The organism is Streptomyces sp. NPDC003284 (assembly GCF_053589675.1).
Map to the genome: position 1 here is coordinate 133,379 of NZ_JBSFSI010000001.1, position 25,526 is coordinate 158,904.

General features: G+C 73.4%; 18 protein-coding genes and 1 pseudogene. 15 read left to right on the forward strand and 4 right to left on the reverse strand.

Annotated elements, in window-relative coordinates; translation table 11 throughout:
* Positions 1-86 precede the first annotated feature (86 nt).
* From ACWDYF_RS00585 to ACWDYF_RS00605, 5 genes are all read left to right on the forward strand, one after another.
* Positions 87-1,235 (forward strand): ROK family glucokinase, encoded by a 1,149-nt coding sequence (locus tag ACWDYF_RS00585; protein WP_018571658.1) that lies wholly within the window; start codon positions 87-89, stop codon positions 1,233-1,235.
* Positions 1,232-1,816, forward strand: a complete 585-nt coding sequence (locus tag ACWDYF_RS00590) for a hypothetical protein (RefSeq protein WP_018571659.1) — start codon at positions 1,232-1,234, stop codon at positions 1,814-1,816. The genes ACWDYF_RS00585 and ACWDYF_RS00590 overlap by 4 nt, the downstream gene beginning before the upstream one ends.
* A gap of 239 nt (positions 1,817-2,055) precedes the next feature.
* A complete protein-coding gene (locus ACWDYF_RS00595; protein WP_389464625.1) occupies positions 2,056-4,959 on the forward strand; it encodes a DEAD/DEAH box helicase in 2,904 nt (967 codons plus the stop codon).
* 137 nt (positions 4,960-5,096) lie between these two features.
* Positions 5,097-7,316, forward strand: a complete 2,220-nt coding sequence (locus tag ACWDYF_RS00600) for an SWIM zinc finger family protein (protein ID WP_451584257.1) — start codon at positions 5,097-5,099, stop codon at positions 7,314-7,316.
* A gap of 179 nt (positions 7,317-7,495) precedes the next feature.
* A complete protein-coding gene (locus ACWDYF_RS00605; protein ID WP_389464549.1) occupies positions 7,496-10,462 on the forward strand; it encodes an AfsR/SARP family transcriptional regulator in 2,967 nt (988 codons plus the stop codon).
* Between the two features lie 84 nt (positions 10,463-10,546).
* On the opposite strand, the gene ACWDYF_RS00610 is transcribed toward ACWDYF_RS00605, so the two are convergent.
* Entirely contained in the window at positions 10,547-11,152 is a 606-nt protein-coding gene (locus tag ACWDYF_RS00610; RefSeq protein ID WP_389464548.1) for an FG-GAP repeat domain-containing protein, read from the reverse strand.
* Positions 11,153-11,305: 153 nt separating this feature from the next.
* On the opposite strand from ACWDYF_RS00610, the gene ACWDYF_RS00615 reads away from it, so the two are divergent.
* The 7 genes and pseudogenes from ACWDYF_RS00615 (at position 11,306) to ACWDYF_RS00645 (ending at position 17,253) form a co-directional block, all read left to right on the forward strand.
* Complete coding sequence (locus ACWDYF_RS00615) at positions 11,306-11,989, forward strand: hypothetical protein (protein WP_389464547.1); 684 nt, start codon at positions 11,306-11,308, stop codon at positions 11,987-11,989.
* 527 nt (positions 11,990-12,516) lie between these two features.
* Positions 12,517-12,975 (forward strand): hypothetical protein, encoded by a 459-nt coding sequence (locus tag ACWDYF_RS00620; RefSeq protein ID WP_389464545.1) that lies wholly within the window; start codon positions 12,517-12,519, stop codon positions 12,973-12,975.
* 82 nt (positions 12,976-13,057) lie between these two features.
* Positions 13,058-13,192: pseudogene (locus tag ACWDYF_RS00625) on the forward strand (IS5/IS1182 family transposase); the annotation flags it as partial.
* Positions 13,193-13,798: 606 nt separating this feature from the next.
* Complete coding sequence (gene pcaDC, locus ACWDYF_RS00630; RefSeq protein WP_389464543.1) at positions 13,799-15,103, forward strand: bifunctional 3-oxoadipate enol-lactonase/4-carboxymuconolactone decarboxylase PcaDC; 1,305 nt, start codon at positions 13,799-13,801, stop codon at positions 15,101-15,103.
* A gap of 107 nt (positions 15,104-15,210) precedes the next feature.
* A complete protein-coding gene (locus ACWDYF_RS00635) occupies positions 15,211-15,846 on the forward strand; it encodes an MBL fold metallo-hydrolase (RefSeq protein WP_389464541.1) in 636 nt (211 codons plus the stop codon).
* A 46-nt stretch (positions 15,847-15,892) separates the two neighbouring features.
* Positions 15,893-16,672, forward strand: a complete 780-nt coding sequence (locus tag ACWDYF_RS00640) for an exodeoxyribonuclease III (RefSeq protein WP_389464539.1) — start codon at positions 15,893-15,895, stop codon at positions 16,670-16,672.
* A 134-nt stretch (positions 16,673-16,806) separates the two neighbouring features.
* Positions 16,807-17,253: a DUF6278 family protein gene (locus ACWDYF_RS00645; protein ID WP_381740025.1), complete on the forward strand. Its 447-nt coding sequence runs from the start codon at positions 16,807-16,809 to the stop codon at positions 17,251-17,253.
* A 272-nt stretch (positions 17,254-17,525) separates the two neighbouring features.
* Here the strand turns inward: ACWDYF_RS00645 and ACWDYF_RS00650 are convergent, their stop codons facing one another.
* A complete protein-coding gene (locus tag ACWDYF_RS00650) occupies positions 17,526-18,293 on the reverse strand; it encodes a hypothetical protein (RefSeq protein ID WP_389464537.1) in 768 nt (255 codons plus the stop codon).
* A 104-nt stretch (positions 18,294-18,397) separates the two neighbouring features.
* Here ACWDYF_RS00650 and ggt point away from each other — a divergent pair, with 104 nt between their 5' ends.
* Positions 18,398-20,221, forward strand: a complete 1,824-nt coding sequence (ggt, locus tag ACWDYF_RS00655; RefSeq protein WP_389464535.1) for a gamma-glutamyltransferase — start codon at positions 18,398-18,400, stop codon at positions 20,219-20,221.
* Between the two features lie 109 nt (positions 20,222-20,330).
* Here ggt and ACWDYF_RS00660 read toward each other — a convergent pair whose 3' ends face one another.
* Both ACWDYF_RS00660 and map read right to left on the reverse strand, forming a co-directional pair.
* Positions 20,331-22,898 carry an ATP-dependent Clp protease ATP-binding subunit gene (locus tag ACWDYF_RS00660; RefSeq protein ID WP_389464533.1) on the reverse strand — a complete coding sequence of 856 codons (2,568 nt, stop codon included), beginning with the start codon at positions 22,896-22,898 and terminating at the stop codon, positions 20,331-20,333.
* Positions 22,899-23,059: 161 nt separating this feature from the next.
* Positions 23,060-23,827 carry a type I methionyl aminopeptidase gene (gene map / locus ACWDYF_RS00665; RefSeq protein ID WP_389464532.1) on the reverse strand — a complete coding sequence of 256 codons (768 nt, stop codon included), beginning with the start codon at positions 23,825-23,827 and terminating at the stop codon, positions 23,060-23,062.
* 52 nt (positions 23,828-23,879) lie between these two features.
* On the opposite strand from map, the gene ACWDYF_RS00670 reads away from it, so the two are divergent.
* Both ACWDYF_RS00670 and ACWDYF_RS00675 read left to right on the forward strand, forming a co-directional pair.
* The gene (locus tag ACWDYF_RS00670) at positions 23,880-24,131 is read left to right on the forward strand and encodes a helix-turn-helix domain-containing protein (RefSeq protein WP_381740034.1); all 252 of its coding nucleotides are present in this window, start codon (positions 23,880-23,882) and stop codon (positions 24,129-24,131) included.
* A 229-nt stretch (positions 24,132-24,360) separates the two neighbouring features.
* Positions 24,361-25,526, forward strand: a 1,166-nt coding sequence (locus tag ACWDYF_RS00675; protein WP_389464530.1) for an aspartate aminotransferase family protein, incomplete at its 3' end; no start/stop codon positions are given.

Below are 25,526 nucleotides of genomic sequence, written 5' to 3' on the forward strand. Positions count from 1 at the left end.
CGCGCGCGCGTGGAGCCCGCCCGGGGCACCGGCCCCCCGGTGCCCCGTACGACACGCTTACCGCGCGTGCGGCAGAATCGGGGCCGATGAGCACCTACCGCGACCTCACCGCCCCCATCGGCTCCCGCCGGGCCACGGTCCTGCGCACCGTGGGCACCAGGGAGCGCCGTTCCCACCTGACGGCGCCCCGGGTCCCCACGGTCGGCATCGACATCGGCGGCACCAAGGTGATGGCGGGCGTCGTCGACGCCGACGGCAACATCCTGGAGCGGCTGCGCACGGAGACCCCCGACAAGTCCAAGAGCCCGAAGGTCGTCGAGGACACCATCGCCGAACTGGTCCTGGACCTCTCCGACCGGCACGACGTGCACGCCGTCGGCATCGGCGCGGCCGGCTGGGTCGACGCCGACCGCAACCGGGTGCTCTTCGCCCCCCACCTGTCCTGGCGCAACGAACCGCTGCGCGACCGCCTCTCCGAGCGCCTGTCGGTGCCGGTCCTGGTCGACAACGACGCCAACGCCGCCGCCTGGGCCGAGTGGCGCTTCGGCGCCGGCCGCGGCGAGGACCACCTCGTCATGATCACGCTGGGCACCGGCATCGGCGGCGCGATCCTGGAGGACGGCCAGGTCAAGCGGGGCAAGTACGGCGTGGCCGGCGAGTTCGGGCACATGCAGGTGGTGCCCGGCGGCCACCGCTGCCCGTGCGGCAACCGCGGCTGCTGGGAGCAGTACAGCTCCGGCAACGCCCTGGTGCGCGAGGCCCGTGAGCTGGCCGCGGCCGACTCCCCGGTCGCCTACGGCCTCATCGAGCACGTCAAGGGCAGCATCCCCGACATCACCGGCCCGATGATCACCGAGCTGGCCCGGGAGGGCGACGCCATGTGCGTCGAGCTCCTCCAGGACATCGGCCAGTGGCTCGGCGTCGGCATCGCCAACCTCGCCGCCGCCCTCGACCCGTCCTGCTTCGTCGTCGGCGGCGGTGTCTCCGCGGCCGACGACCTGCTCATCGGCCCCGCCCGGGACGCCTTCAAACGCCACCTCACCGGCCGCGGCTACCGCCCCGAGGCCCGCATCGTGCGCGCCCAGCTCGGACCCGAGGCCGGCATGGTCGGCGCCGCCGACCTCGCCCGGCTGGTCGCCCGCCGCTTCCGCCGCGCCAAGCGCCGCCGGGTGGAGCGCCACGAGCGCTACGAGCGCTACACGCAGTTCCGCCGCGACGCCCGGGAGGCACTGTGACGATGTCCGTGCCCCGCCAGGCCGCGCCGCCCGACGAACCGCCGTCCCGGCCCGCCGAGGACCGTCGCCACCGTAACCGCCGCCGGGCCCTCACCCTGCTGATCATCGTGCTGCTCATCGGCGTCCCGGCCGGTTATCTGGTCCTCTCCGCCGCCCAGAGCCGCGACAGCGGCAAGGACAAGGAGGCCAAGTACGCGGCGACCGGCCTCACCCCCACCTACCCGGCCAAGGTGCAGCGCCGGCTCTACGAGGTCCCCATCCCGCACCCCGCCGACCAGGTCGCCTCCTACGAGACGAACAACTGGAAGACCAGCCGCCTCTACGTCCGGTTCCGCACCACCCAGCCCGGACTCGACACCTTCCTGGAGGCCATGGGCGTCAACCGCGGCGATCTCAGGAAGGGCGAGATCAGCTTCGGCCACCGGGACCGCGACATCACCGGCTGGAACTTCAAGGGCCCCGGATCCTGGTACGGCCTCAGCCACGACCAGGAGAACCCCGCGCCCAGCCAGGACATCATGGTGAACTTCTCCGACCCGGCGCTGCCCATGGTCTACGTGGTCTCCCAGACGGTCCCCTGACCCGGCCCGGAGCCGATTGTCAGACCCCGCCCGTAGAGTCGAGGACGACTGGCTCGACCGGCGAGCGGGAGGTGACAGGACGTATGAGCGACATGGCCGTGACGGAGACGACCGGGACCGCCCCCGGGCCGGGCGTGCCCGGGGCGGAACGGCCCGGGGCGGCCGGGACACCTGGCTCCCCGGGGATGCCGGTTTCGCACGAGATGCCCGCCTCGCACGGGATGCCGGTCTCGCTGGGGATGCCCGGCGCGGCCAGAAGCCCCGGTCCGGCACTGCCCGCGGCCGGACCCGCGGTGTCCGTCCGCCTCCCCGCCGTCTTCGTGCCCGCGCCGCTGCCGCGCGAGGGCCGCATCGTCCTGTGGGACCCGGACGCGCCTGCCTCCGGCGCGCTGTCCGACCCCGCACGCCCCGCCGCCGGCGCCCCGCCCGTCCCCACGACCCTCACGGTGGTGCGGCCGCACGGCGCGGTCCTCCGCCGCAGGACCGTCGCCGCCCTGTCCCTGCCGATCGACGCGGCCCTGCCCCACCTGGTGCGCGCCCGCCACGACCCCGCAGCCCACCCCGCCACGGCCTGCTGGGGCGCCGCCGCCCTGCACGCGCTGCGGCTGAGCGCGCGGGGCCGCCTCCTGCCGGGCCTGACCGCCACCGGGCACGACGCCTGGCGGGCCGGGCCGCTCGACCCCGACGACATCGCCCACCTGCGGGCCGTCGCCGCGGCCCTGCCCCCCGAAGGACACGCCGTGCCACTGCCCGGCACCGGCCCGCTCCGGCTGCCGGAACCGGAAGCACTGCTGCGCGCCTTCCTCGACGCCGTCGCCGACACCCTGCCCCGCACCCCCGCCGCCCCCCACACCGCGGGCCGCCCCTTCGCCCACCGCGCACCCCAGCACCTCCCGGCCGCGCAGGACTGGGCGGCCCAGGTCGCCGCGGGCACGGACGCCGGAGTCCGGATCTCCCTGCGCCTGGACCTGTCGGCGTACGACCTCTTCGACGCGGACCCGGCGGACAGCCCGGCGGGCGGCGTCGGCGGGCGGCCGACGCGCAGGTCGGGCACCGCGATCGTCCAGGTGCACAGCCTCGCCGACCCCACCCTCGTCGCCGACGCGACGTCCCTGTGGGCGGGCGAGGCCGACGCGGCGTTCGGCCCCCGCGCGCGCGTGGACGCCGCCCTGGCCGTACGCCGCGCGGCCCGGATCTGGCCGCCGCTGGACCGGCTCGCCGAGCAGGACGTGCCCGACGTGCTCGCCCTGTCCGAGGAGGAGGCGGGCGAACTGCTCGGCGTGGCCGCGACCCGGCTCGCGGCAGCCGGCGTCGCCGTGCACTGGCCGCGCGACCTGGCCGACGACCTCACCGCGACCGCGGTGGTGCGGTCCGCTCCCGGCTCCGCGACCGACGGCACCGGCTTCTTCGAGAGCGAGGGACTGCTGCGCTTCTCCTGGCAGCTGGCGCTCGGCGGCGACCCGCTCACCGAAGCCGAGATGGACGCCCTCGCCGAGGCCCACCGCCCGGTCGTCCGGCTCCGGGACCGCTGGGTCCTGGTCGATCCCGCCCTGGTCCGCAAGGCCCGCCGCCGCGATCTGGGCCTGCTCGACCCGGTCGACGCGCTCTCCGCCGCCCTCACCGGCACCACCGAGGTCGATGGCGAGACGGTCGAGGCCGTGCCGGTCGGTGCCCTCGCCGCCCTGCGCGACCGCATCACCGCGGGCGTACACCCGGCCGAACCGCCCCCCGGCCTGCGCGCCACCCTGCGCGACTACCAGCTGCGCGGCCTCGGCTGGCTCGACCTCATGACCTCCCTCGGCCTCGGCGGCTGCCTCGCCGACGACATGGGCCTCGGCAAGACCGTCACCCTCATCGCCCTGCATCTGAAGCGGGCCCGCAGCGAACCCACCCTGGTGGTCTGCCCGGCCTCCCTGCTGGGCAACTGGCAGCGGGAGATCACCCGGTTCGCGCCCGGCGTCCCCGTCCGCCGCTTCCACGGCCCGGACCGCACCCTGGACGGCCTCGACGGCGGCTTCGTCCTCACCACGTACGGCACCATGCGCTCGACCGCGCCCCTGCTCGCCGAGCAGCCCTGGGGCCTGGTCGTCGCGGACGAGGCACAGCACGTCAAGAACCCCCACTCGGCGACCGCGAAGGCCCTGCGCACGATCCCGTCGCCCGCCCGCGTCGCCCTGACCGGCACCCCCGTGGAGAACAACCTCTCCGAACTGTGGGCCCTCCTCGACTGGACCATCCCCGGCCTCCTCGGCCCCCTCACCTCCTTCCGCGCCCGCCACGCGCGCGCCGTGGAGAACGGCGAGGACGAGGAGGCCGCCCGGCGGCTGGCCCGGCTGGTGCGGCCCTTCCTGCTGCGCCGCAGGAAGTCCGATCCAGGCATCGTCCCCGAGCTGCCGCCCAAGACCGAGACCGACCACCCGGTCCCGCTCACCCGCGAACAGGCCGTGCTGTACGAGGCGGTGGTACGGGAATCGATGCTGGCCATCGAGACCGCGCAGGGCATCGCCCGCCGCGGCCTGGTCCTCAAGCTGCTCACCTCGCTCAAGCAGATCTGCGACCACCCGGCCCTCTATCTGAAGGACGGGGACTTGCCCGGCGCCGACCGGGCGGCGGCCCGCTCGGGCAAGCTCGCCCTGCTCGACGAACTGCTGGACACCCTGCTCGCCGAGGACGGCTCCGCCCTCGTCTTCACCCAGTACGTGGGCATGGCCCGGCTGATCACCTCCCATCTCGCCGCCCGCGCGGTCCCCGTCGACCTGCTCCACGGCGGCACCCCGGTCCCCGAGCGCGAACGCATGGTGGACCGCTTCCAGGAGGGCGCCACCCCCGTCCTCGTGCTCTCCCTGAAGGCGGCCGGGACCGGCCTGAACCTCACCCGCGCGGGCCATGTCGTCCACTTCGACCGCTGGTGGAACCCGGCCGTCGAGGAGCAGGCCACCGACCGCGCCTACCGCATCGGCCAGACCCAGCCCGTCCAGGTCCACCGCCTCATCACCGAGGGCACCGTCGAGGACCGCATCGCCGAGATGCTCGCCGCGAAGCGCGCCCTGGCCGAAGCCGTCCTCGGCACCGGCGAGTCCGCCCTCACCGAGCTGTCCGACCGGGAGCTGTCCGACCTGGTGTCGCTGCGGAGGGGGGCCTGATGCACACGACCGAACAGACCGAACGGGCCGAACAGAGCGGGCGTGCCGGGCGGCCGGGCGCGGTCGGCGGACCCGAGCCCGCGCGGGCCGAAGGCTCTGCTGACTCCGACACCTCCGACGCCACCGACGCCCCTGGGGTGCGCACGCCCGCGGAGCCTCAGCCGCCACGCCCCGCCGACGTGGCGCGCGAGGCGCTGAAAGCGGCGCGACGGCACCGGCCGCAGCCGCCCGGCACACCGACGCCGCCGCCGGTCAGCCCCACCGCTTTCGCACCGGACGAGACCGAGGAGCCGAGGCCCGAAGGGCGACCGGAATCGACCACCGAGCCCTCCCCGGAACAGCCGTCGCCGCAGCCAGGCCCGTCGCACCAGCCGTCGCGGCCGGGCGACGCGGCGCGCGCGGCCCTGCGACGGACGGCACAGTCGTCCCCGTCCCCGGCCCCGTCCTTGCCCCCGGCCCCGTCCTCGGCACAGTCCCCGACCCCGCAGCGCGCCGAACCGGCCCCGCCCACCGCGCCGGACACCCCCGTACCGGATCGCCCCGCACCGGCGAAGACCACCACCGCCCGCCCTGCCGACATCGCACGCGAGGCCCTGCGCGCGGCGCGCGCCCGTGGCGGCCCGGAGGAGGAGCAGCAGCAACCGTCCGCGCCGGACGAGGGAGGGGCGCGGCCCCGGTCGGCCGCCGCGCCTCGCGCGCGTACCGCCCGCGAGGCCCGCCCGTCCCGCCGTACGGCCGCACAGCCCGGCCCGCCCCGCGCCCGCCTGCCTCGAACCGGTGGCCGGACAGAGGGCGACGGCGGACCGGGCGACGGAATCCCGGGCACCAGCCCCGGCCCCGGCCCCGGCACCTCCGCCCCCGTCCGCGCCGTGGCGGAACTCCTCGCGCACGCCTTCCGGATGCCCCCGGCAGCGGAGACGGACGACGAACCGGACGACAGCACCGAGGACGCACCCCCCGGCACGGGGACCGGCACCACGACGGCCGCCCCCGAAGGCGCCCCCGCCCCGGCCCGGCCCACCAGTCCCCAGCCCACCGCGTCCCACCTCGCTGTGCGCGCCCCCGGGGGCATGGCCTCCCCCCGCCGCGACGGCGAACTGCGCCGCACCTTCCCGGCGCTCCCGGCGCTCCCCGCGCCGCCCGCCACCGCCCCGGAGGGCCGGACGGAACCCGGTTTCGCACAGACCTGGTGGGGCGAGGCATGGACGACCGCCCTGGAGGACGGCGCGCTGGACGCGGCCCGGCTGGCCCGGGGCCGTGACTACGCGCGCACCGGCCACGTGGACGCCATCACGGTGACCCCCGGCCTGGTCCTCGCGTACGTACAGGGCAGCCGTCCGCGTCCGTACCGCGTCCAGGTGCGGATGCGCACCCTGGACGACGCCGAGTGGGACCGGTTCCTGGACGCCGCCGCCGAGCGGCCCGGTCATATCGCCGCGCTCCTGGACAAGGAGATGCCGCAGTCCCTGGCGGACTGCGGTGTCCCGCTGCTGCCCGGACCGTACGACCTCGAACCGCACTGCTCCTGCCCCGACCGCGGCCACCCCTGCAAGCACGCGGCGGCCCTGTGCTACCAGACGGCGCGGCTGCTGGACGCCGACCCCTTCGTCCTGCTGCTGCTCCGCGGCCGGGGCGAGCGGGACCTGCTGGACGCCCTGTCCCGGCGCAGCGCGGCCCGCGCCGCCCGCGACGCCCAGGACCGGGACCCGGAGCCGCTGCCGGGGGAGCGGGCCACCGAGGCGCTCGCGCGCCGCCCGCTGCCGCTGCCCGCCCCGCTGCCGCCCCCGCCGCACCCCGGGCAGCCCCCGGCGTATCCGTCGGCGGCGGGCGGGCCGGACCCGTTCGCCCTGGACCAGTTGGCGACCGACGCGGCCGCCCGCGCCCACGCCCTGCTCACCACCGGCCGCGATCCGGTCGGCGGGCTGACGCTCTGGCAGGACGCGGTGCGCCTGGCCGCGGCCCGCCCCGGCTCCGGACTGACCGCCGCCACCCGCTCCCTCTACGCCTCGCTCGCCTCGGCCACCGGCCGCACGACGGCGGAGCTGGCCCGCGCGGTGGCCGCCTGGCGCCAGGGCGGCGCCGAGGGGCTCGCCGTGCTGGAGGACCCCTGGGACCCCCCGGCCGGCCGCTTCGACCGGGCCCGCCCCCTGCTCCTCGCCGCCGGTCTGCCGCCCTTCCGCCCCCACCGCAACCGCCTCACCCACCCCGTCGGCCGGCTCCAGCTCCGCCTGGGCCGGGACCACCTCTGGTACGCGTACGAGTCCGAACCCGACCGCGACGACTGGTGGCCGCGCGGCACCCCCGCCTCGGACCCGGTCGACGCGCTGAGCGGCCTGGAGGCCGTCCCGGAGGCGTGAGCGGAAACGGCCGACGTGAAAGGAACCTTCGGTCTCACGGGGCGCGCGACGGGTGCCGCGAAGACGCTGAAAGCGCTGCTGGAGACGCTATGGACACCGCTCCGCCGACCGCCGTAAATTCGTCTCAGCGCGCGGTCGGCCAGGGGGACCGGCGCCGACCGTGAGGTACCAGGGGGAGCATGGAATTCGGCTTACTGGGGCCGTTGCAAGCCCGGATCGCCGGACGTGCGGTCCCGTTGAACGGCCCGCGGCAGGCCAAGATGCTGGCGGCACTCCTGCTCGACGCCAACACCACCGTCCCCATGGAACGGCTCGTCGCCGTGATGTGGGACGCGCGGCCGCCCGCCACCGCGGTCCGCCAGATCCAGGACGCCGTCTCCGGACTGCGCCGCAACCTCGTCGCCCGCGGAGCACCCGGCTCCCTGATCGGCACGCGGCGCGGCGGCTACGAGATCCACCTGGCCCAGGACCGGCTCGACCTCCTGGAGTTCGACCACGAGCGACACCTCGCCGAACAGCACACGACCCCGTCCGAGACGGCGGCCGCGCTGCGGCGGGCGCTCGCCCGCTGGCGCGGGAACGCCCTGGCCGACGTCCCCGGCCGAGCCCTGGAGATCGACGCGGCACGGCTGAACGAGCGCCGCGCGGCGACGCACAAGGAGTGCCTCGCCATCGAACTCGGCCTGGGGCGCCACCGGGAAGTCATCGACGAACTGACCGCCCTGCTGCACACACACCCCTTCGACGAACAGGTCGCCGAACACCTGATGCTCGCCCTCTACCGGTGCCGACGCCAGGGCGAGGCACTGCGGGTGTACGAGCGGCTGCGCCGCACCCTGGCCGACGAACTCGGCGTCGACCCCGCCCCACCGCTGCGGGAACTGCATCAGCGCATCCTGACCGCGGACCCCGCCCTGACAGCCGCGCCCCCGGCGACGGGTCCCCCGTCGGCGGGCCCCTCGGCGGTGGGCCCCTCGGCGACGCCGCCGAAGAGCCCCGCCCCGGCGGTCACCGGGCCGGACATGGCGATGCCGGTGCGTCAGCTCCCTCTCGACGTACCCGACTTCGTGGGCCGGGCCGACGCCCTGGCCGAGATCGCCGGGCTGCTCGACGCGTCGGCGCCGAACCGGGCCCCGGTCGCCGTCGTCGTGGGCGGTCCCGGCGTCGGCAAGTCCTGCCTGGTGACGCACGCCGCGCGACGGGCGAGCGCCGGCTTCCCCGACGGTCAGCTCTACCTCGACCTCGCGGCGACCTCGGACGAGCCACGGGACCCGGCGATGATGCTGGCCGAGGCGCTGCGCGCGCTCTCGGTCGCGGGCAGCGCCATCCCGAACAGCCTGTCCGAACGGGCCGCGCTCTACCGGTCGCTGCTGGTGGACCGGCGCATGCTGGTGGTGCTGGACGACGCCGGTCACGCCGATCAGGTGCTGCCGCTGCTGCCCGGCGCCGACGGCTGCGCCGTGCTGATCACCAGCCGCAGGCTGCTGACACAGCTCCCCGGCGCCCGGCACATCGACCTGGACGTGCTGAGCCCGGCGGAGGCGCGGGAGTTGTTCACCGGAATCATCGGACGGCGCCGGGTCGAGGGGGAACCGGGGGAGGCCGACGCGATCCTCGACTGCTGCGGAAACCTGCCGCTGGCCATCCGGATCGCCAGCGGCAAGCTCACGGGCCGCCCGGCCTGGTCGCTGCGGGTGCTGCGGGAACGCATCGAGGACGAGTCACGGCGGCTGGCCGAGCTGAGGATCGGCGACCTCAGTGTGCGGGCCAGCGTCGAACTGAGCCTGCGGCTGCTGCCGGACGACGCGGTGCGCGCGCTGAGCCTGCTGGGTCTGCTCGGCCCCCACACCCTGCCCGGCTGGGTGGTCGGCCCCCTGCTGGACCGCCCGGACGGCGAAGAGGTGCTGGACATCCTCGTCGACGCCAGCCTGGTGCGGCTGGTCGCCACCGACGCCCTCGGCGAGCCGCGTTACCGGCTGCACGATCTGATCAGGACCTGCGCCGTGGAGCTGGCCGCCTCCCTGTCCGCCAAGGAGAAGCGGGACGCGGTCGTCCGGGTGCTGTCCGTCTGGCTGGAGCTGATCGGGCGCGGCACCGATCTGCTCCCGGCGGCCGGGCTGCTGACGGCCGCGCCCGGTTCCGCACCGCGCCGCGCGCTGCCCCGCGCGGTCGTGGACCGGTTGATGTCCGACCCGGTCGGCTGGTTCGACGCGGAACGCGACAACCTGCTCGGCGCGGTGAAGCTGGCCGCCGACCGGGGCCTGGACGAACTGGCCTGGGAACTGGCGGCCGGTGCGGCGACCTACTACGACCACCGGTGCCTCTACCAGGACTGGCAGCACGGGCACCGCCTCGCGCTGGACGCGGCCGAGGCCGCGGGCAACGCGCGCGGCGCGTCGGTCCTGCTGCGCGGCCTGGGGCAACTCCACATCTACCAGGACGAGTTCGACCGGGCCACCCGGTCCCTGGAATCTTCCCTCACGCTGTGCAGGAAGGCCGGTGACCGACGCGGGGAGGCCCTGACCATCGCCATGCTGGGCACGGTCAGCCGGGTGCAGGGCCGAGACGACGAAGCCCTCGAACGGGTCGAGCACGCGCTGGCCATCGCGGTCGGCGAGGGCGACCGCCACATGGAGGCGCAGCTCTCCTGCTCCGTGGCCGTGATGAAGCTCATGCAGGACAAGCTCGACGAGGCGGAGCCATGGTTCACCACCGCCTTGCGCCAGGCCCGCACACTGGGCGACGCGCATCGCGTGGCCGTGGTGCTACGGCGTTTCAGCCGCCTGCACGACCGGCGCGGCGACCCCGACGAGGCGTTGCGCTGCCTGGGGCAGGCGCTGGCCACCTTCGAGAACCTGGCCGACGAACGCTGCGCCGCGTACACCCTGCTGGAGGTCGGCCGCGTCCACGCCGGCCGACACGACCGCGACCACGCGGCCCCCGCACTGGAACGCGCGGCGGCCCTCTTCCACCGCCACGGCGACCGCCAGGACGAGGCCGCCTGCTGGCAGCTGATCGGCGACCTGGACGCCCTCGCCGGCGCCCCCCACCTGGCCCACCGGCACCGAGGACGCGCCCTGCGCCTGTGGCAGACGATCGGCGACATCAACGAGACGAACACCCCGCCCCGCCCGTCGTCACCGTGACGGCCGGAATCCCGGGCCGGCCACTGGCCGCTGCCCTGAGTCAGCGCGGGATGTGCACGACTCCGGAACAGCGGCCGGTGCTGGTCAGCTCAGTGCCTGGAAGGCGTCCCAGCCGCTGGTGCCGACGGCGGTGGGGTAGAAGTACAGCGCGCCGGTGGACTTCTCCCGGGCCAGGATGTCGACGTTTCCGTCGTGGTCGACGTCACCGATGGCGAGGACCTGGTCGGCGTTCTGCCAGTGGTTGTCGGCGGGGTCGTCGACGGTCAGTTCCTGGCGGTCGTCGGTGCAGGTCCCGCTGTCGGCCTGCTCTCCCTTGGTGGTGCAGGCGTATCCGTAGCCGTTGTTGGGGTACAGCTGGAGGGTTCTGCTGCCGGCGCTCCCCGTGAGGGCGATGAGGTCTTCGTAGCCGTCGCCGGTCCAGTCGCCGCGGTGGGTGATGGAGGCGCCTTTGAAGTTGGTGGAGCTGGCGCTGGCGTAGACACTTACGGTGCCGTTGCCGGTGCCGGAGTACTGCCGGAGTGTTCCGTCGGTGCGTACTCCGTACAGGTCGCTGTTGCCGTCGCCGTTGAGGTCGCCGGGCTTGTCCGTGACGTTGGGGCTCTTGACGTAGAAGAGGTATGCGGTGCGGTCGGAGGCGTTGTTGCCGCGGTCGATGCTGCGGGCGTAGAGGAGGTGGGAGCCGGCCGACACCGGGGTGAATGTGACGTCCTTGGATCCGCCGGCGGTGGCGGGGGTCGCGGTGTGGACGGGGCTGGTGTTCTCGGGCCATCCGTCGGTGCCGTCGGGGAACTGGACGGAGGTGGCCGTGGGCGGCCGGCTGGGCCGGGTGCCGTCGAACTGGAAGTGGGACTGGGCGCTGAAAGCGCTGCTGGCGGTGGCGTCCTCGGCGCGGGCGTACCAGGTGAAGGTGCCGGTTCCGGTGACACCCGCGTCCTTGAGCAGGGCGACGCCTACCAGCCCACCTCCACCACGGTCACCATCCCGGCCGAGGCGGGCGCGAGCGCGGGCACCTACAACTGGACCTACGGCTACAACGACTACACAGGCCAGCAGACCTGGATCAAGCACCCCGCGGTCGGCAACCTGCCCAGCGAACGCCAGGCTACCGTCTACGGCCAGGGCAACCTCCCGGAGAAGACCGCCGCCGGCCTCATCACTCTCGTCAACGCCACCAGCCACGACGTCTTCTCACGCCCCGTACGCACCGAGTACGGCACCCTCGGCAAGAAGCTCTATAACACCCAGACATACGACGAGTTCACCGGCCGCCTGACCCGCCAGACCACCGACCGCGACCTCGCCCCCCAGCGCATCGACGACGTCACCTACGCCTACGACGACGCGGGGAACATCACCGGCGTGATGCCTGGTCAAATGCCAAGGAATCCGCGGCGGGACGCTGGGTCGGGAACCATTGGGAAGACATCAAGACTTACTCGACTCTGGCCGGATTTGGCGTGTGCATTATTGCCACAGCTGGGACCTGCATGGTGGTGGGTGCTGGCATCGCGACAGCGAAGTTCCTAGGAGACGGCGTCGGTTACGGAAACTGGGACGTTGCCGCCTACTCCAAGGATTTGGCCTGGACTGCCGTCGGCGGTGGCAGTGCGGCCGTCTACGGCCGAGTGGCCGGTGGCGCAAAAACCTGGAGAGCTGCTTACCGGAGCAACGCGATCGCGCGTGCCCCCCGTGCTTACCGGACCAAGGTCCCTGGGGTGCGCGGCGTCGGCGGAGGATCCAAGAGCTGGGTGACAGCTGACAACCCTAAGGGTGCGATCGACTGGGGAGCCACATACGGCAACATGGGTGTCAACGCGGCCTTCAACACGGGGTTCTGCGGATCCGGTAGCGCCAGCCTTGGCGCTTATGGCGGAGCCTGCTGACCGAAGCATCAGCAAGGGTGGGTCAGCATGGCATGCTCCCCACCCTTGCTGCGCGCGGACGCACGTACTTCCAGAAGGGCACGCATCTTGTCCAACGGTCGTGAGGCACAGATCCTGCGAAGGACGTCGTTCAGGGTCCTGTCATGGGTCGCCACTGCTGGCTTCGGGCTGGTGGCAGCAGGCCTGATCATCAGTCTCACTTACAGCTTCAAAGGTGGACCGATTTCCGGTGTGGCCGCATGCTTCTTCACCATTGCGCTCACCCGGCGGATCATGGGCTCACGCATTGTGCTCGGCTCTTCAGCCTTGACTGTGGTCAATCCGTTGATCACTTACACGGTGCCGTACCGGGCCGTCGCCGAGGTGCGGGGTGGTGGTGGAGAAACACTGAATTTGGTCACGCAGCAGGGAGACGAGATCTATTGCACGGGATTCGGTGGGTCGCTCATCGACAGCTTCGTGAAATCTGCGGATCGTGCCGCCGAGTGCATCGAGCAGCAAGTGCGGCGCAGGCGGAGAGCTACGGAAAAGGCCCAGGTGACGAAGAAACTCACCGTGTCGTGGATCGCTGATGTCTGCACTGTCGGCGCTGTAGTGTGCCTGATCACGGCTGCCTTCGTGGGAGTCTGAGCACATATCGAGCCGTCATAGTTGAGTTGTCTGTCCACTCCGCCGCTGCCCGCGCCACGAGGGAGCGGCGGACAGCGGCGGAGTGGACGCGGATGTCGAGCACACCTTCTCCCACATGAAGAACTACACCCCCCGCGACTGCCGCCAACGCGGCAATGGTCTCCACCACGCGGTCCAGGCCGTCGCCCACATGCACAACCTCGCCCCGGCAGCGTGACCGGGCCAGCCCGAAACCGGCCCCGACCTGCTGAGACACGGCCTTCTGCGACACGCTTCAGCCATGGAACGCCTCGGAGGCGGGTGCCTTCGTCGCTGCGATGAAGAGCAGCCGCCTGTTTGCGCCACTGTTGCTGTCCCTGATGGGGCTCTGTCCGGGGGAGATCTGCGGCCTGCGGGTGGCCGGACATCGATCTGGACGCGGCCATGCTCGGCATCGCCGACATCCGAACCATTCTGCGCAACGCAGGCAGGGGAACGTCCGGTGGCGGGCGAAGGGGCACGAGGGCGGCGGGTATGTGCTCGTGGATGAACCTGGGGGCGCGTTGAACGGTCGGCAGCTTCGAACGCGGGCCTACAGAACAATGGATGCAAATGGTCTTCGCAGGGCCCGTCTGTACGATGCTCGGGCGTCTTGCCTCACGTACCTCGCCCACAACGGGGTGCCGGATCACCTGCTAGCCATGTGAGCCGGACACATGAACGTGAAGACGACGAGTGAGTGGTACGTGAAGCCGGACGTGGCGGACCTGCTTCCCGCAGCGGAGGCATGAGGAGGTCTCGCAGGGAGCGTGTGACAGATCATGACAGATGAAGGTGTGAACCCGTGAGCGAAGCCAAGATCGAAACGCTGCAATACCGCTTTGACGGGCCAGAAGACGCTCCTGTCCTGATTTTGGGGCCGTCCCTCGGTACCACCTGGCATATGTGGGACCGGCAGGTGCCCGAGCTGACGCAGCAGTGGCGGGTCTTCCGGTTCGATCTGCCGGGGCACGGGGGCGCGCCCGCGCATCCGGCCGGGTCGGTGGGGGATCTGACCGACCGGCTGCTGGCGACCCTCGAAGGGCTCGGGGTGCAGCGCTTCGGCTACGCCGGCTGCGCCCTCGGCGGCGCGGTCGGCGTCGAGCTGGCGCTGCGGCACCCGGAGCGGCTCGCCTCGCTCGCCCTGATCGCGGCCTCGCCCCGGTTCGGCACGGCGGACGAGTTCCGCCAGCGCGGGGTGATCGTCCGGACCAATGGGCTCGACCCCATCGCCCGCAGCTCCCCGGACCGCTGGTTCACCACCGGGTTCGCCGCCGCCCAGCCCGCGATCACCGACTGGGCCGTGCAGATGGTGCGCACCACCGACCCCGGCTGCTACATCGCCGCCTGCGAGGCGCTGGCCTCCTTCGACGTCCGCGCCGAACTCGGCCGGGTGGGCGTGCCGACGCTGGTGCTGGTCGGCTCCGAGGACCAGGTGACCGGTCCCGCCGAGGCCCGCACCCTGGTCGCCGGGATCAGGGACGCGCGGCTCGCCGTCGTACCGGGCGCCTCCCATCTGGTGCCGGTCGAGCAGCCCGCCGCCGTGACCGACCTGCTGGTGCGGCACTTCTCCACGGCGTGGCAGCCCGCCTTCGAGTCGAGCACCGGCCAGATGGCGATCGTCGCGGCCCCGCCGAGGCCCGTACTGGCCGCGCCCGCGCAGGCCCCGCAGAGCGCGCCGATCGCCGAGATCGCCCCGGCGGCGGTGCCGCCGCAGCCCGCCGGCGGGCCGGACACGTACGACACCGGGCTCAAGATCCGGCGCGAGGTGCTCGGCGACGCGCACGTCGACCGGGAGCTGGCGCGGGCCGACGAGTTCGGCGGGGACTTCCAGGAGTTCCTGACCCGCAGCACCTGGGGCGGTGTCTGGGACCGCCCGGGGCTCGACCGGCGCACCCGCAGCTGTGTCGCGCTCACCGCCCTGGTCGCCGGCGGCCACCTCGACGACCTGGCCGCCCACACCCGGGCCGCGCTGCGCAACGGCCTCACCCCCGACGAGATCAAGGAGGTGCTGCTCCAGACGGCGGTCTACTGCGGGATGCCCGCCGCGGGCAGCGCCTTCCGGGTGGCCCAGCGGGTCATACAGGAGGAGACCACCCCCACGGAGTGACCGCGGGCCCTCGGGCAGCCGGGGGAGCACGGTGATCGTCCAGCCGGGCACCAGGAGCACCAGCTTGAACGTGCCGTCCGTCCGGCCCGCGCGGCAGGATGGGAGCCATGAAGCTCACGAAGAAGTCGCACGCCTGTGTCCGCCTGGAGAAGGACGGGCGGACGCTCGTCATCGACCCGGGCACCTTCAGCGAGGAGGACGCCGCGGTCGGCGCCGACGCGATCCTGGTCACGCACGAGCACCTGGACCACTTCGACGAGGACCGGCTGCGGGCCGGTCTGGAGGCGAACCCGGGCGCCGAGATCTGGACGCTGCGGTCGGTGGCGGAGCAGATCTCGGCGGCCTTCCCGGGCCGGGTGCACACCGTGGGCCACGGGGACACCTTCACCGCGGCCGGCTTCGACGTGCAGGTGCACGGCGAGCTGCACGCCGTGATCCACCCGGACATCCCGCGCATCACCAACGTCGGCTATCTGATCGACGGCGGCAAGGTCTTCCACCCGGGCGACGCGCTGACCGTGCCCGACCAGCCGGTCGAGACCCTGATGCTGCCCGTGATGGCCCCCTGGAACAAGATCGCCGAGGTGATCGAGTACGTCCGCGAGGTCAAGCCGCGGCGGGCCTACGACATCCACGACGCCCTCCTGACCGACCTGGCCCGCCCGATCTACGACCACCAGATCGGCAGCCTGGGCGGCGCCGAGCACCTGCGGCTGACGCCGGGGACCTCCGCCGACGTGTGAGCGGACGCGGGCGGGCTTGTCAGTGGTGGCGGGTAGGTTGTGAGGCATGCGCATCGCGACCTGGAACGTGAACTCGATCACCGCCCGCCTCCCCAGGCTGCTCGCCTGGCTGGAGAGCAGCGGCACCGACGTGCTCTGCCTCCAGGAGGCCAAGATCGCCGAGGATCAGTTCCCGTTCGAACCCCTGCGCGAGCTGGGCTACGAGGCGGCGGTCCACGCCACCGGCCGGTGGAACGGCGTGGCGGTGCTCTCCCGCGTCGGCCTCGACGACGTGGTCAAGGGCCTGCCCGGAGACCCGGGCTACGACGGTGTCCAGGAGCCCCGCGCCGTCTCCGCGACCTGCGGCCCGCTGCGCGTCTGGTCGGTGTACGTGCCCAACGGCCGCGAGGTCGACCACCCGCACTACGCCTACAAGCTCCAGTGGTTCGAGGCGCTGCGGGCGGCCGTCGCGGGCGACGCCGCGGGCGGCCGCCCCTTCGCCGTCCTCGGCGACTACAACGTCGCGCCCACCGACGACGACGTCTACGACCGCGCGGCCTTCGAGGGCGCCACCCACGTCACCCCCGCCGAGCGCGCCGCCCTCGCCTCCCTGAGCGAGGCGGGCCTGTCCGACGTGGTGCCCCGGCCCCTGAAGTACGACCACCCGTACACGTACTGGGACTACCGCCAGCTCTGCTTCCCGAAGAACCGCGGCATGCGCATCGACCTGGTCTACGGCAACGAGCCCTTCGCCAAGGCGGTCACCGACTCCTACGTCGACCGTGAGGAGCGCAAGGGCAAGGGCGCCTCGGACCACGCGCCCGTGGTGGTCGACCTGGACGTGTAGCCCCGGGCCGAGGCGGCGCGCGGGGGCGGAGGCACGGCCGCGGACCCGGCGCCGCGGCGGACCGGCGGCACCCGGGACGCGCCGTCCGTGCCGGCCTGTGGCGCGGACGGTGGCCGCGGTGCCACGCTGGGTGCATGGGTTTCCGCTTCACGGGCAACTGGCACAAGCGGCACGCGACGGCCGTCGGCGTCACGGTGGTCACGGCCGGGGAGGGACCCCCGGCCCCGGAGGATCTCGCCGCTCTCTTTTCCACCTGCGAACAGTTGCGCGCCCTGGTGGCCGCGTCCGGTGTCCGGCTCGACGAGTCGCCCGCCTCCCTGGAGGCGCTGGACCAGCTGCTGCCGCGCTGGCGGGACGACGCCGAGACGGTGTCGTGGCTGGGCATCGACGCCGGGCTCTATCTGGGCACGGTCATCGTGCGCACCGTGCCCGGCGCCGTCTGGGAGTTGTGGCCGAACGGCCACCCCGTCGTACGGCTGGCCTCCGGCCGGGAGATCGTCGTGGTGGAGGCCGGGCACACCTGGGCCGAGGAGGGCGTACCGGAACTGTCCCAGCTGTACGCGGAGGTGGCGGAGGGCTGAGACCGGGCAGCCGAGCGGGCGGAACCGGGCGCCGGACGGCGATTGCTGCAACCGTCGCAAAGCCGGATCCGGGCCGCCCAGGCGCCGCCGCCCGGGGCCCTTCCTCCACGTCGGCGGGCCCATCGCGCCGAACCTCGACTACGATATGGCGTTCGCGACCGTCTCAGGGGGCAGCGGTCCACAGAGCCATACCCGGCCGGCGGCAGCCGGAGATCACTGCTCGCGCGGCGGTACGGACAGCCACTCCGCACCGTCCGCAGGCGAGAAGGAGGTCAGCTGGCCGCCGGGCGGGTTGTGCTCGCGGCGGGATCGGCCGGGGCCGGCAGCGGCGCCTGGGCCGCGCGGGTCACGTCCGCGACGAGCTCGACCACATCGGGGCCGTAGGACTGGGAGCTGACCACCTTCAGCAGCAGCACGAAGGGGCGCGTGCCGTACTTGCGGGCGAGCCGTTCGTGGTGGCGGGCCAGGTAGCGGGTCGCGGCCTGGTTGTCGATGGCGCGCTGGCCGCAGAAGAGGAACACGGGCCGTGCCTCGCGGCCCTCGCCCGGGACGAGCCTGGCCAGCAGCACATGCTCCGTGACGCCCGGGTCCATCCGGTAGCGCTCGGTGCCGATCTGGAAGGCGCCCCGGTCCGGGCCCGGTTCCGGGTCGATGTTGACGCGGACCCCGGGGAGCATGGCCGCCATGTGAGCCAGCATCCGGCGATTGGAGGCGGGCCCGCCCACGCAGAACTCCGTGCGCTCGCCCACCCCCTGATGGACCGCGTCCTGGGTGACCACCTGGAGGTGCGCGCCGCACTCCTTGATCAGCGCGGACAGTTCGAGCAGCGCGAAGACGTCGAAGCGGTGGACGGCCGGTTCGCTCGCGGCCGGGTCGCGGTTGACGACCAGCAGCGACTCGGAGTTGTCGGGCAGCCCGAAGAACGCCTGCTTGCGGCGGAGCCCGCGCCGCCACAGGAACGTACGGGCCAGCCAGCCGAGCGCGGCGCTGACGCCCGCCGCGACCACGCCCAGGACGATGTTGCGCACGTCGTCGTTCATGGCCGCGCATGCTAGCGGCTCGGACGGTACTGTGTTCGAGACGGTCCTGACGCGATCATGGCAATGCCATAGGCTGCACGGACGGTCTCTGACTGGAGGTGCGGATGCGTCGCCCAGGAACACGGAAGCTGTCGGTTCTCGCGGTCTGTGCGGCCGTGGTGTCGGTGGGGGCGGCGGCGCCGCCCGCCGCGCACCCGGACACGGGCCCGGCACCGGCCGGGACGGCAGGGAAGAAGGTGCCCGTCGCCGTCGGCCGCGGCGGCGCCGTGGCCAGTGTCGACGCCGACGCCACCGCGGCCGGCATCGAGGTGCTGAAGAAGGGCGGCAACGCGGTCGACGCGGCCGTGGCGACCGCCGCCGCCCTCGGCGTCACCGAGCCCTACTCGTCCGGCATCGGCGGAGGCGGCTACTTCGTCTACTACGACGCCAGGACCCGCACGGTGCACACGATCGACGGCCGCGAGACCGCGCCGCTCAGCGCCGACGAGGACCTGTTCAAGGAGAACGGCAAGCCGCTCTCCTTCGACGACGCCGTCACCAGCGGGCTGAGTGTCGGCACCCCCGGCACGGCCGCCACCTGGCAGAAGGCCCTGGACGAGTGGGGCAGCAAGCGGCTCGGTACGGTGCTCGGGCCCGCCGAGCGGCTGGCCCGCGACGGCTTCACCGTCGACGACACCTTCCGCTCGCAGACGGCCGCCAACGAGACCCGTTTCCGGGCCTTCCCGGACACCGCGAAGCTGTTCCTGCCGAAGGGCGAACTCCCCGCCGTCGGCTCGGTCCTGAAGAACCCCGACCTCGCCCGCACCTACGCGGAACTGGCCCGCAAGGGCGTCGGCGCGCTCTACCACGGCGCCCTCGCGGACGAGATCGTCCGCACGGTCGAGCACCCGCCCGTCGATCCCGCCTCGGGCCGGAACGCCCGGCCCGGCAAGCTCACCGAGAAGGACCTCGCGGTCTACCGCGCCAAGCTCCAGGCCCCGACGCGCACGTCCTACCGGGGCCTGAACGTGTACTCCATCGCGCCCTCCTCCTCCGGCGGCACCACCGTCGGCGAGGCGCTGAACATCCTGGAGAACACGAAGCTGTCCGGGGCGAGCGAGGTCCAGTACCTGCACCACTTCATCGAGGCGAGCCGGATCGCCTTCGCCGACCGCGGGCGCTGGGTCGGCGACCCCGCCTTCGAGAAGGTCCCCACCGCCGGGCTGCTCTCCCAGCGGTTCGCCGACTCCCGGGCCTGCCTGATCAAGGACGACGCCGTCCTCACCAGCCCGCTCGCGCCCGGCGACCCGGCCCGGCCCGCCGCCTGCGGCACCGGCGGCACCGCCGCGTCCACCACCTACGAGGGCGAGAACACCACCCATCTGACCACCGCCGACCGGTGGGGCAACGTGGTCTCCTACACGCTCACCATCGAGCAGACCGGCGGCAGCGGCATCACCGTCCCCGGCCGGGGCTTCCTGCTCAACAACGAACTGACCGACTTCTCCTTCACGCCCGCCAATCCGGCGGTGCACGACCCGAACCTGCCCGGCCCCGGCAAGCGGCCGCGCTCCTCCATCGCGCCGACGATCGTGCTGGACGGCGCCAACCGGCCGGTGGCGGCGGTGGGTTCACCCGGCGGCGCGACCATCATCACCACCGTGCTCCAGACCCTCACCGGGTTCCTCGACCGGCATCTGCCGCTGGTCGACGCGATCGCCGCGCCCCGCGCCAGCCAGCGCAACGCGGCGCAGACCGAACTCGAACCCGCCCTCTACGACAGCCCGTCGAGGAAGCAACTGGAGGCGATCGGCCACTCCTTCAAGCTCAACCCGGAGATCGGCGCGGCCACCGGGGTGCAGCGCCTGCCGGACGGCAGGTGGCTGGCGGCGGCGGAGAAGGTGCGCAGGGGCGGCGGCTCGGCGATGGTCGTCCACCCGGACCGGTAGGCCGGAGGCCGCCGCCCGCCCGGACCGGCAGGCCACCGGAACACACCCGACGCGGGGGCCCCGGACGGCAGTTCACCGTCCGGGGCCCCTGCGCGTGCGCCGGGCTCCGTCACTCGGCGGGGGCGGGGACCGCTTCCCGGTCCCCGGCCTCCCCGTTCTCGGTGCGGAAGGCGAGGCGGTCGTCCTCGACGTCCACCGTGACCCGGCCGCCCTCGCCGAGCCGCCCGTCCAGCAGCAGCCGGGACAGCCGGTTGTCGACCTCGCGCTGGATGGTCCGGCGCAGCGGCCGCGCCCCGTACTCCGGCTGATGGCCGCGCCGCGCCAGCCACTCGACGGCCCCGTCCGTGAACTCCACGGCCACGCCCTGGGCGTGCAGCAGCCGCCGGGTGCGCTCCAGCAGCAGATCGGTGATCTGCCGCAACTGCTCGGCGCTGAGCTGCCGGAAGACGACGATCTCGTCGATGCGGTTCAGGAACTCGGGCCGGAAGTGCTCGCGCAGCGGGCGCAGGATCTGCTCGCGCCGCGCCTCCTCGTCGGCCTCCGCCCCGCCCGCGCCGAACCCGATCCCCGCGCCGCGCCGGGTGATGGCCTCCGAACCGAGGTTGCTGGTCATCACGATGACGGTGTTGGTGAAGTCCACCGTGCGGCCCTGGGAGTCGGTCAGCCGCCCGTCGTCGAGCACCTGGAGCAGGATGTTGAAGACGTCCGGGTGCGCCTTCTCCACCTCGTCGAGCAGCAGCAGCGAGTACGGGTGACGGCGCACCACCTCGGTGAGCTGCCCGGCCTCCTCATGGCCGACGTAGCCGGGCGGGGCGCCCACCAGGCGGCTGACGGTGTGCCGTTCCTGGTACTCGCTCATGTCGAGGCGGACCATGCGGTCCTCGCTGCCGAACAGCGCCTCGGCCAGAGCGCGGGCCAGTTCGGTCTTGCCGACGCCGGTCGGGCCGAGGAACAGGAAGCTGCCGATCGGCCGGTCGGGGCTGGCGAGCCCGGCACGGGAGCGCAGTACGGCCTCGGAGACCACGGCGACCGCCTCGTCCTGGCCGACCACCCGCCGGTGCAGATGCTCCTCCAGGCCGAGCAGGCGCTCCTTCTCCTCCTGGGTGAGGCTGCTGACCGGGATGCCGGTCTGCCGGGACACCACCTCGGCGACGGCCTCGGCGGTCACCTCCAGGTGCTGGCCCTCGTCGGCCTCCTCGCCGCCGCCCGCCTCGGCGATGCGCCGCTTCAGCTCCCCGATGCGGTCGCGCAGCTCGGTGGCCCGCTCGTACTGCTCGTCCGCGACGGCCTGGTCCTTGTCGCAGGCGAGCTGTTCCGCTTCGCGCTCCAGGGCCCGTACGTCCGTGCCCTTGGTGCGGGCCCGCAGCCGTACCCGCGCGCCCGCCTGGTCGATCAGGTCGATGGCCTTGTCCGGCAGCCGCCGGTCGGTCAGATAGCGGTCGGACAGCTCCACGGCCGCCACCAGGGCCTCGTCGGTGTAGCGGACCTGGTGGTGGGCCTCGTAGCGGTCGCGCAGCCCGCGCAGGATCTCGAGGGCGTCCGCCGGGGTCGGCTCCGGGACCAGGATGGGCTGGAAGCGGCGGGCCAGCGCCGCGTCCTTCTCGATGCGCCGGTACTCCTCCAGGGTGGTGGCGCCCACGATGTGCAGCTCGCCGCGGGCCAGGGCGGGCTTGAGGATGTTGCCCGCGTCCAGGGAGCCGCCCTCGCCGCCGCCGCCCGCGCCGACCACGGTGTGCAGTTCGTCGATGAAGACGATCAACTGGTCGGAGTGGGTGCGGATCTCGGTGACGATGGTGTTCAGGCGCTCCTCGAAGTCGCCGCGGTAGCGGGTGCCGGCGACCACGCCCGTCAGGTCCAGGGCCACCACCCGGCGGCCGAGCAGGATGTCGGGCACGTCGCCGTCGGCGATGCGCTGGGCGAGCCCCTCGACGATGGCCGTCTTGCCGACGCCCGCGTCCCCGATCAGCACGGGGTTGTTCTTCCCGCGCCGGGACAGCACCTCGACGGTCTGCTCGATCTCCTGGTCCCGTCCGATCACCGGGTCGACCCGGCCCTGCCGGGCCAGCTCGGTGAGATCGCGGCCGTACTTGTCCAGGGTGGGCGTGCCGGTGGGCCGCTGCCGCTCCGCTCCCGGCGCCGCCGCGGTGTCCGGCTGCTCGGGCGGCAGGCCCGAGGCGGCGAAGCGGGCCGCGTTCAGGATGTGCCCGGCCGCCGAGTCGGGATTGGCGGCCAGCGCGCTGAGCACGTGCTCCGGGCCGATGTAGCCCGCGCCGCCGGCCCGTGCCATGTCGTGGGCGTCCAGCAGGGCCCGTTTGACGGCCGGGGTGAGGGACAGCGCGGGGGGCGGGGAGGCGTCGCCCGGTGGGTTCTGCACGGGCCCGGACCGCTCGTCGATCTGGGTGGCGAGCGAGTCCGGGTCCGCGCCCGACCTGCTGAGCAGGGAGCGGGTGGGTTCGGTGGCGAGCGCCGCGCGCAGCAGGTGCTCGGTGTCCAGGTCCCGGCTGCCGTGGTCGGCGGCGTACTGGGCCGCGCCCTTGACGAGTTCCCGGGCCGGCCGGCTGAGGAGCCTGCCGATGTCGACGTGCCGGGGCCCGGGGCGGGTGCCGCCGAAGAACCGGGCGAAGAATTCGCCGAAGGGGTCGTCCTCGCCCTCCGGGCCGACGAAGCCGCTGGTCATCGCTTTCCGTTCCTTCGCTGACGGGTGGCTTTCGCCGGGTAACCGGATGGGATGCGGTCATGCCACGATGACACGTCCCATTTGTCCGGGCACGTCGAGCGCGGGGCGGGCACGGTCGGGCGCGGTCGGGCACGGTCGGGCGCGGCTCCCGGGGCGCCGGGCTACCGCTGGGTGAGGACGCGCGGGCCGCTGCCGGTGATCGCGACCGTGTGCTCGACGTGCGCGGCACGGGAGCCGTCGTCCGTGCACAGGGTCCAGCCGTCGGGGGCCGGGTGGTAGCCGTCGGTGCCGCCGCCGATCAGCATGGGCTCGATGGCGAGGACCATGCCGTGGCGCAGCGGCATGCCGCGTCCGGGGCGGCCCTCGTTGGGGACGCCGGGGTCCTCGTGCATGTGGCGGCCCACGCCGTGGCCGCCGAAGTCCTGCGGGATGCCGTAGCCCGCCGCACGGCACACGGTGCCGATGGCGTGGGCGATGTCGCCGACGCGGTTGCCGACGACGGCCGCGCCGATTCCGGCGGCCAGGGCCCGCTCGGCGGTCTCGATCAGCAGGGTGTCGGCGGGACGCGCCCGGCCGACGGTGAAGCTGAGCGCGGAGTCGCCCGCCCAGCCGCCCAGGTGGGCGCCGAAGTCCAGGGAGACCAGGTCGCCGTCGCGCAGCAGGTAGCGGGTCGGGACGCCGTGCACGATCGCGTCGTTCACCGAGACGCAGAGCACCGCGGGGAAGGGGGTCGGGGCGAAGGAGGGCCGGTAGCCGAGGAAGGGCGAGGCCGCCCCGGCCTCGCGCAGCACGTCGTGCGCGACCTCGTTCAGCTCCAGCAGGGAGACCCCCACCGCGGCGGCCTCGCGGGCGGCGGTGAGTCCGCGCGCGACGACCTGGCCGGTCTCGTGCATGGCGTCGATCGATGTGTCTGTCTTCAGTTCCACCATGCCAATTACTATACCGGTATTTCTATACCGGTCGACGCGCTAGGATGGCGTCATGGTGCGCACCCCTCTCACCCCGGAAGAGCACGAGCGCGGCGAGCGTCTCGGGCGGCTGCTGCGCGAGGCGCGCGGCAGCCGCAGCATGGCCGAGGTCGCGGCGAGCGCGGGCATCTCGGCCGAGACCCTGCGCAAGATCGAGACCGGCCGGGCGCCGACCCCGGCGTTCTTCACGGTCGCCGCCCTGGCGCACGCCCTGGGCCTGTCCATGGACGAACTGGTGGGCCGGTGCGTGCCCGCCCGGGTGTGAGCGCGCCCTCCCGGACCGGCGGGGCGCCGCGGACTCACCCGGCGGAGTGTGAAACACGATCGACTCCGCCGGTTCACGGCGATGGTCTTGGCAAGGGGCGCCAAGGGGCTTACGTTCGTGCCCCCGGGTCCGTTCTACGTGCGTAGAGGACTCTCCCGCGTCACGTCCGCCGCGCAGTGACCCGATCGCCTCCCCGGCCCCGCGGGCCGGGCGTACGAGGAGGGACGCCGTGAACGACCTCTACGACCGTCACCGGGCCGTCCTGCCCGACTGGCTCTCCCTCTACTACGAGGACCCGCTGGAGATCACCCACGGCGAGGGCCGGTACGTCTGGGACGCGGCAGGCCGCCGCTACCTGGACTTCTTCGGCGGGATCCTGACCACCATGACCGCCCACGCGCTGCCCGAGGTCACCAAGGCGGTGAGTGAGCAGGCCGCCAGGATCGTGCACTCCTCGACCCTCTACCTCAACCGGCCCATGGTCGAACTGGCCGAACGCATCGCCCAGTTGAGCGGCATCCCGGACGCCCGGGTGTTCTTCACCACCTCCGGCACCGAGGCCAACGACACCGCGCTGCTGCTGGCCACCACCCACCGGCGCAGCAACACGGTCCTGGCCATGCGCAACAGCTACCACGGCCGCTCCTTCAGCGCGATCGGCGTCACCGGCAACCGCTCCTGGTCGCCCAGCTCCCTCTCCCCGCTCCAGACGCTCTACGTCCACGGCGGCGTCCGCACCCGCGGGCCCTTCGCCCACCTGGACGACGCCGGGTTCGTCGCGGCCTGCGTCGAGGACCTCAGGGACCTCCTCGGCCACACCCGGCCGCCCGCCGCGCTCATCGCCGAACCGATCCAGGGCGTCGGCGGCTTCACCTCCCCGCCCGACGGCCTGTACGCGGCCTTCCGCGAGGTCCTCGCGGAGCACGGCGTCCTGTGGATCGCCGACGAGGTGCAGACCGGCTGGGGCCGCACCGGCGACCACTTCTGGGGCTGGCAGGCGCACGGCCGCAGCGGACCGCCGGACCTCGTCACCTTCGCCAAGGGCATCGGCAACGGCATGTCCATCGGCGGGGTGATCGCCCGCGCCGAGATCATGAACTGCCTGGACGCCCACAGCATCTCCACCTTCGGCGGCACCCAGATCACCATGGCCGCGGGCCTCGCCAACCTCAACCACCTGCTCGATCACGACCTCCAGGGCAACGCGCGCCGGGTCGGCGGCCTGCTCATCGAACGGCTGCGGGCCGTCGCCGCCCGGCTGCCCGGCGTACGCGAGGTGCGCGGCCGCGGACTCATGATCGGCGTCGAACTGGTCAGACCCGGCACCGACGAGGCCGACCCGCGGGCGGCCGCCGCCGTGCTGGAGGCGGCCCGCGAACGCGGCCTGCTCATCGG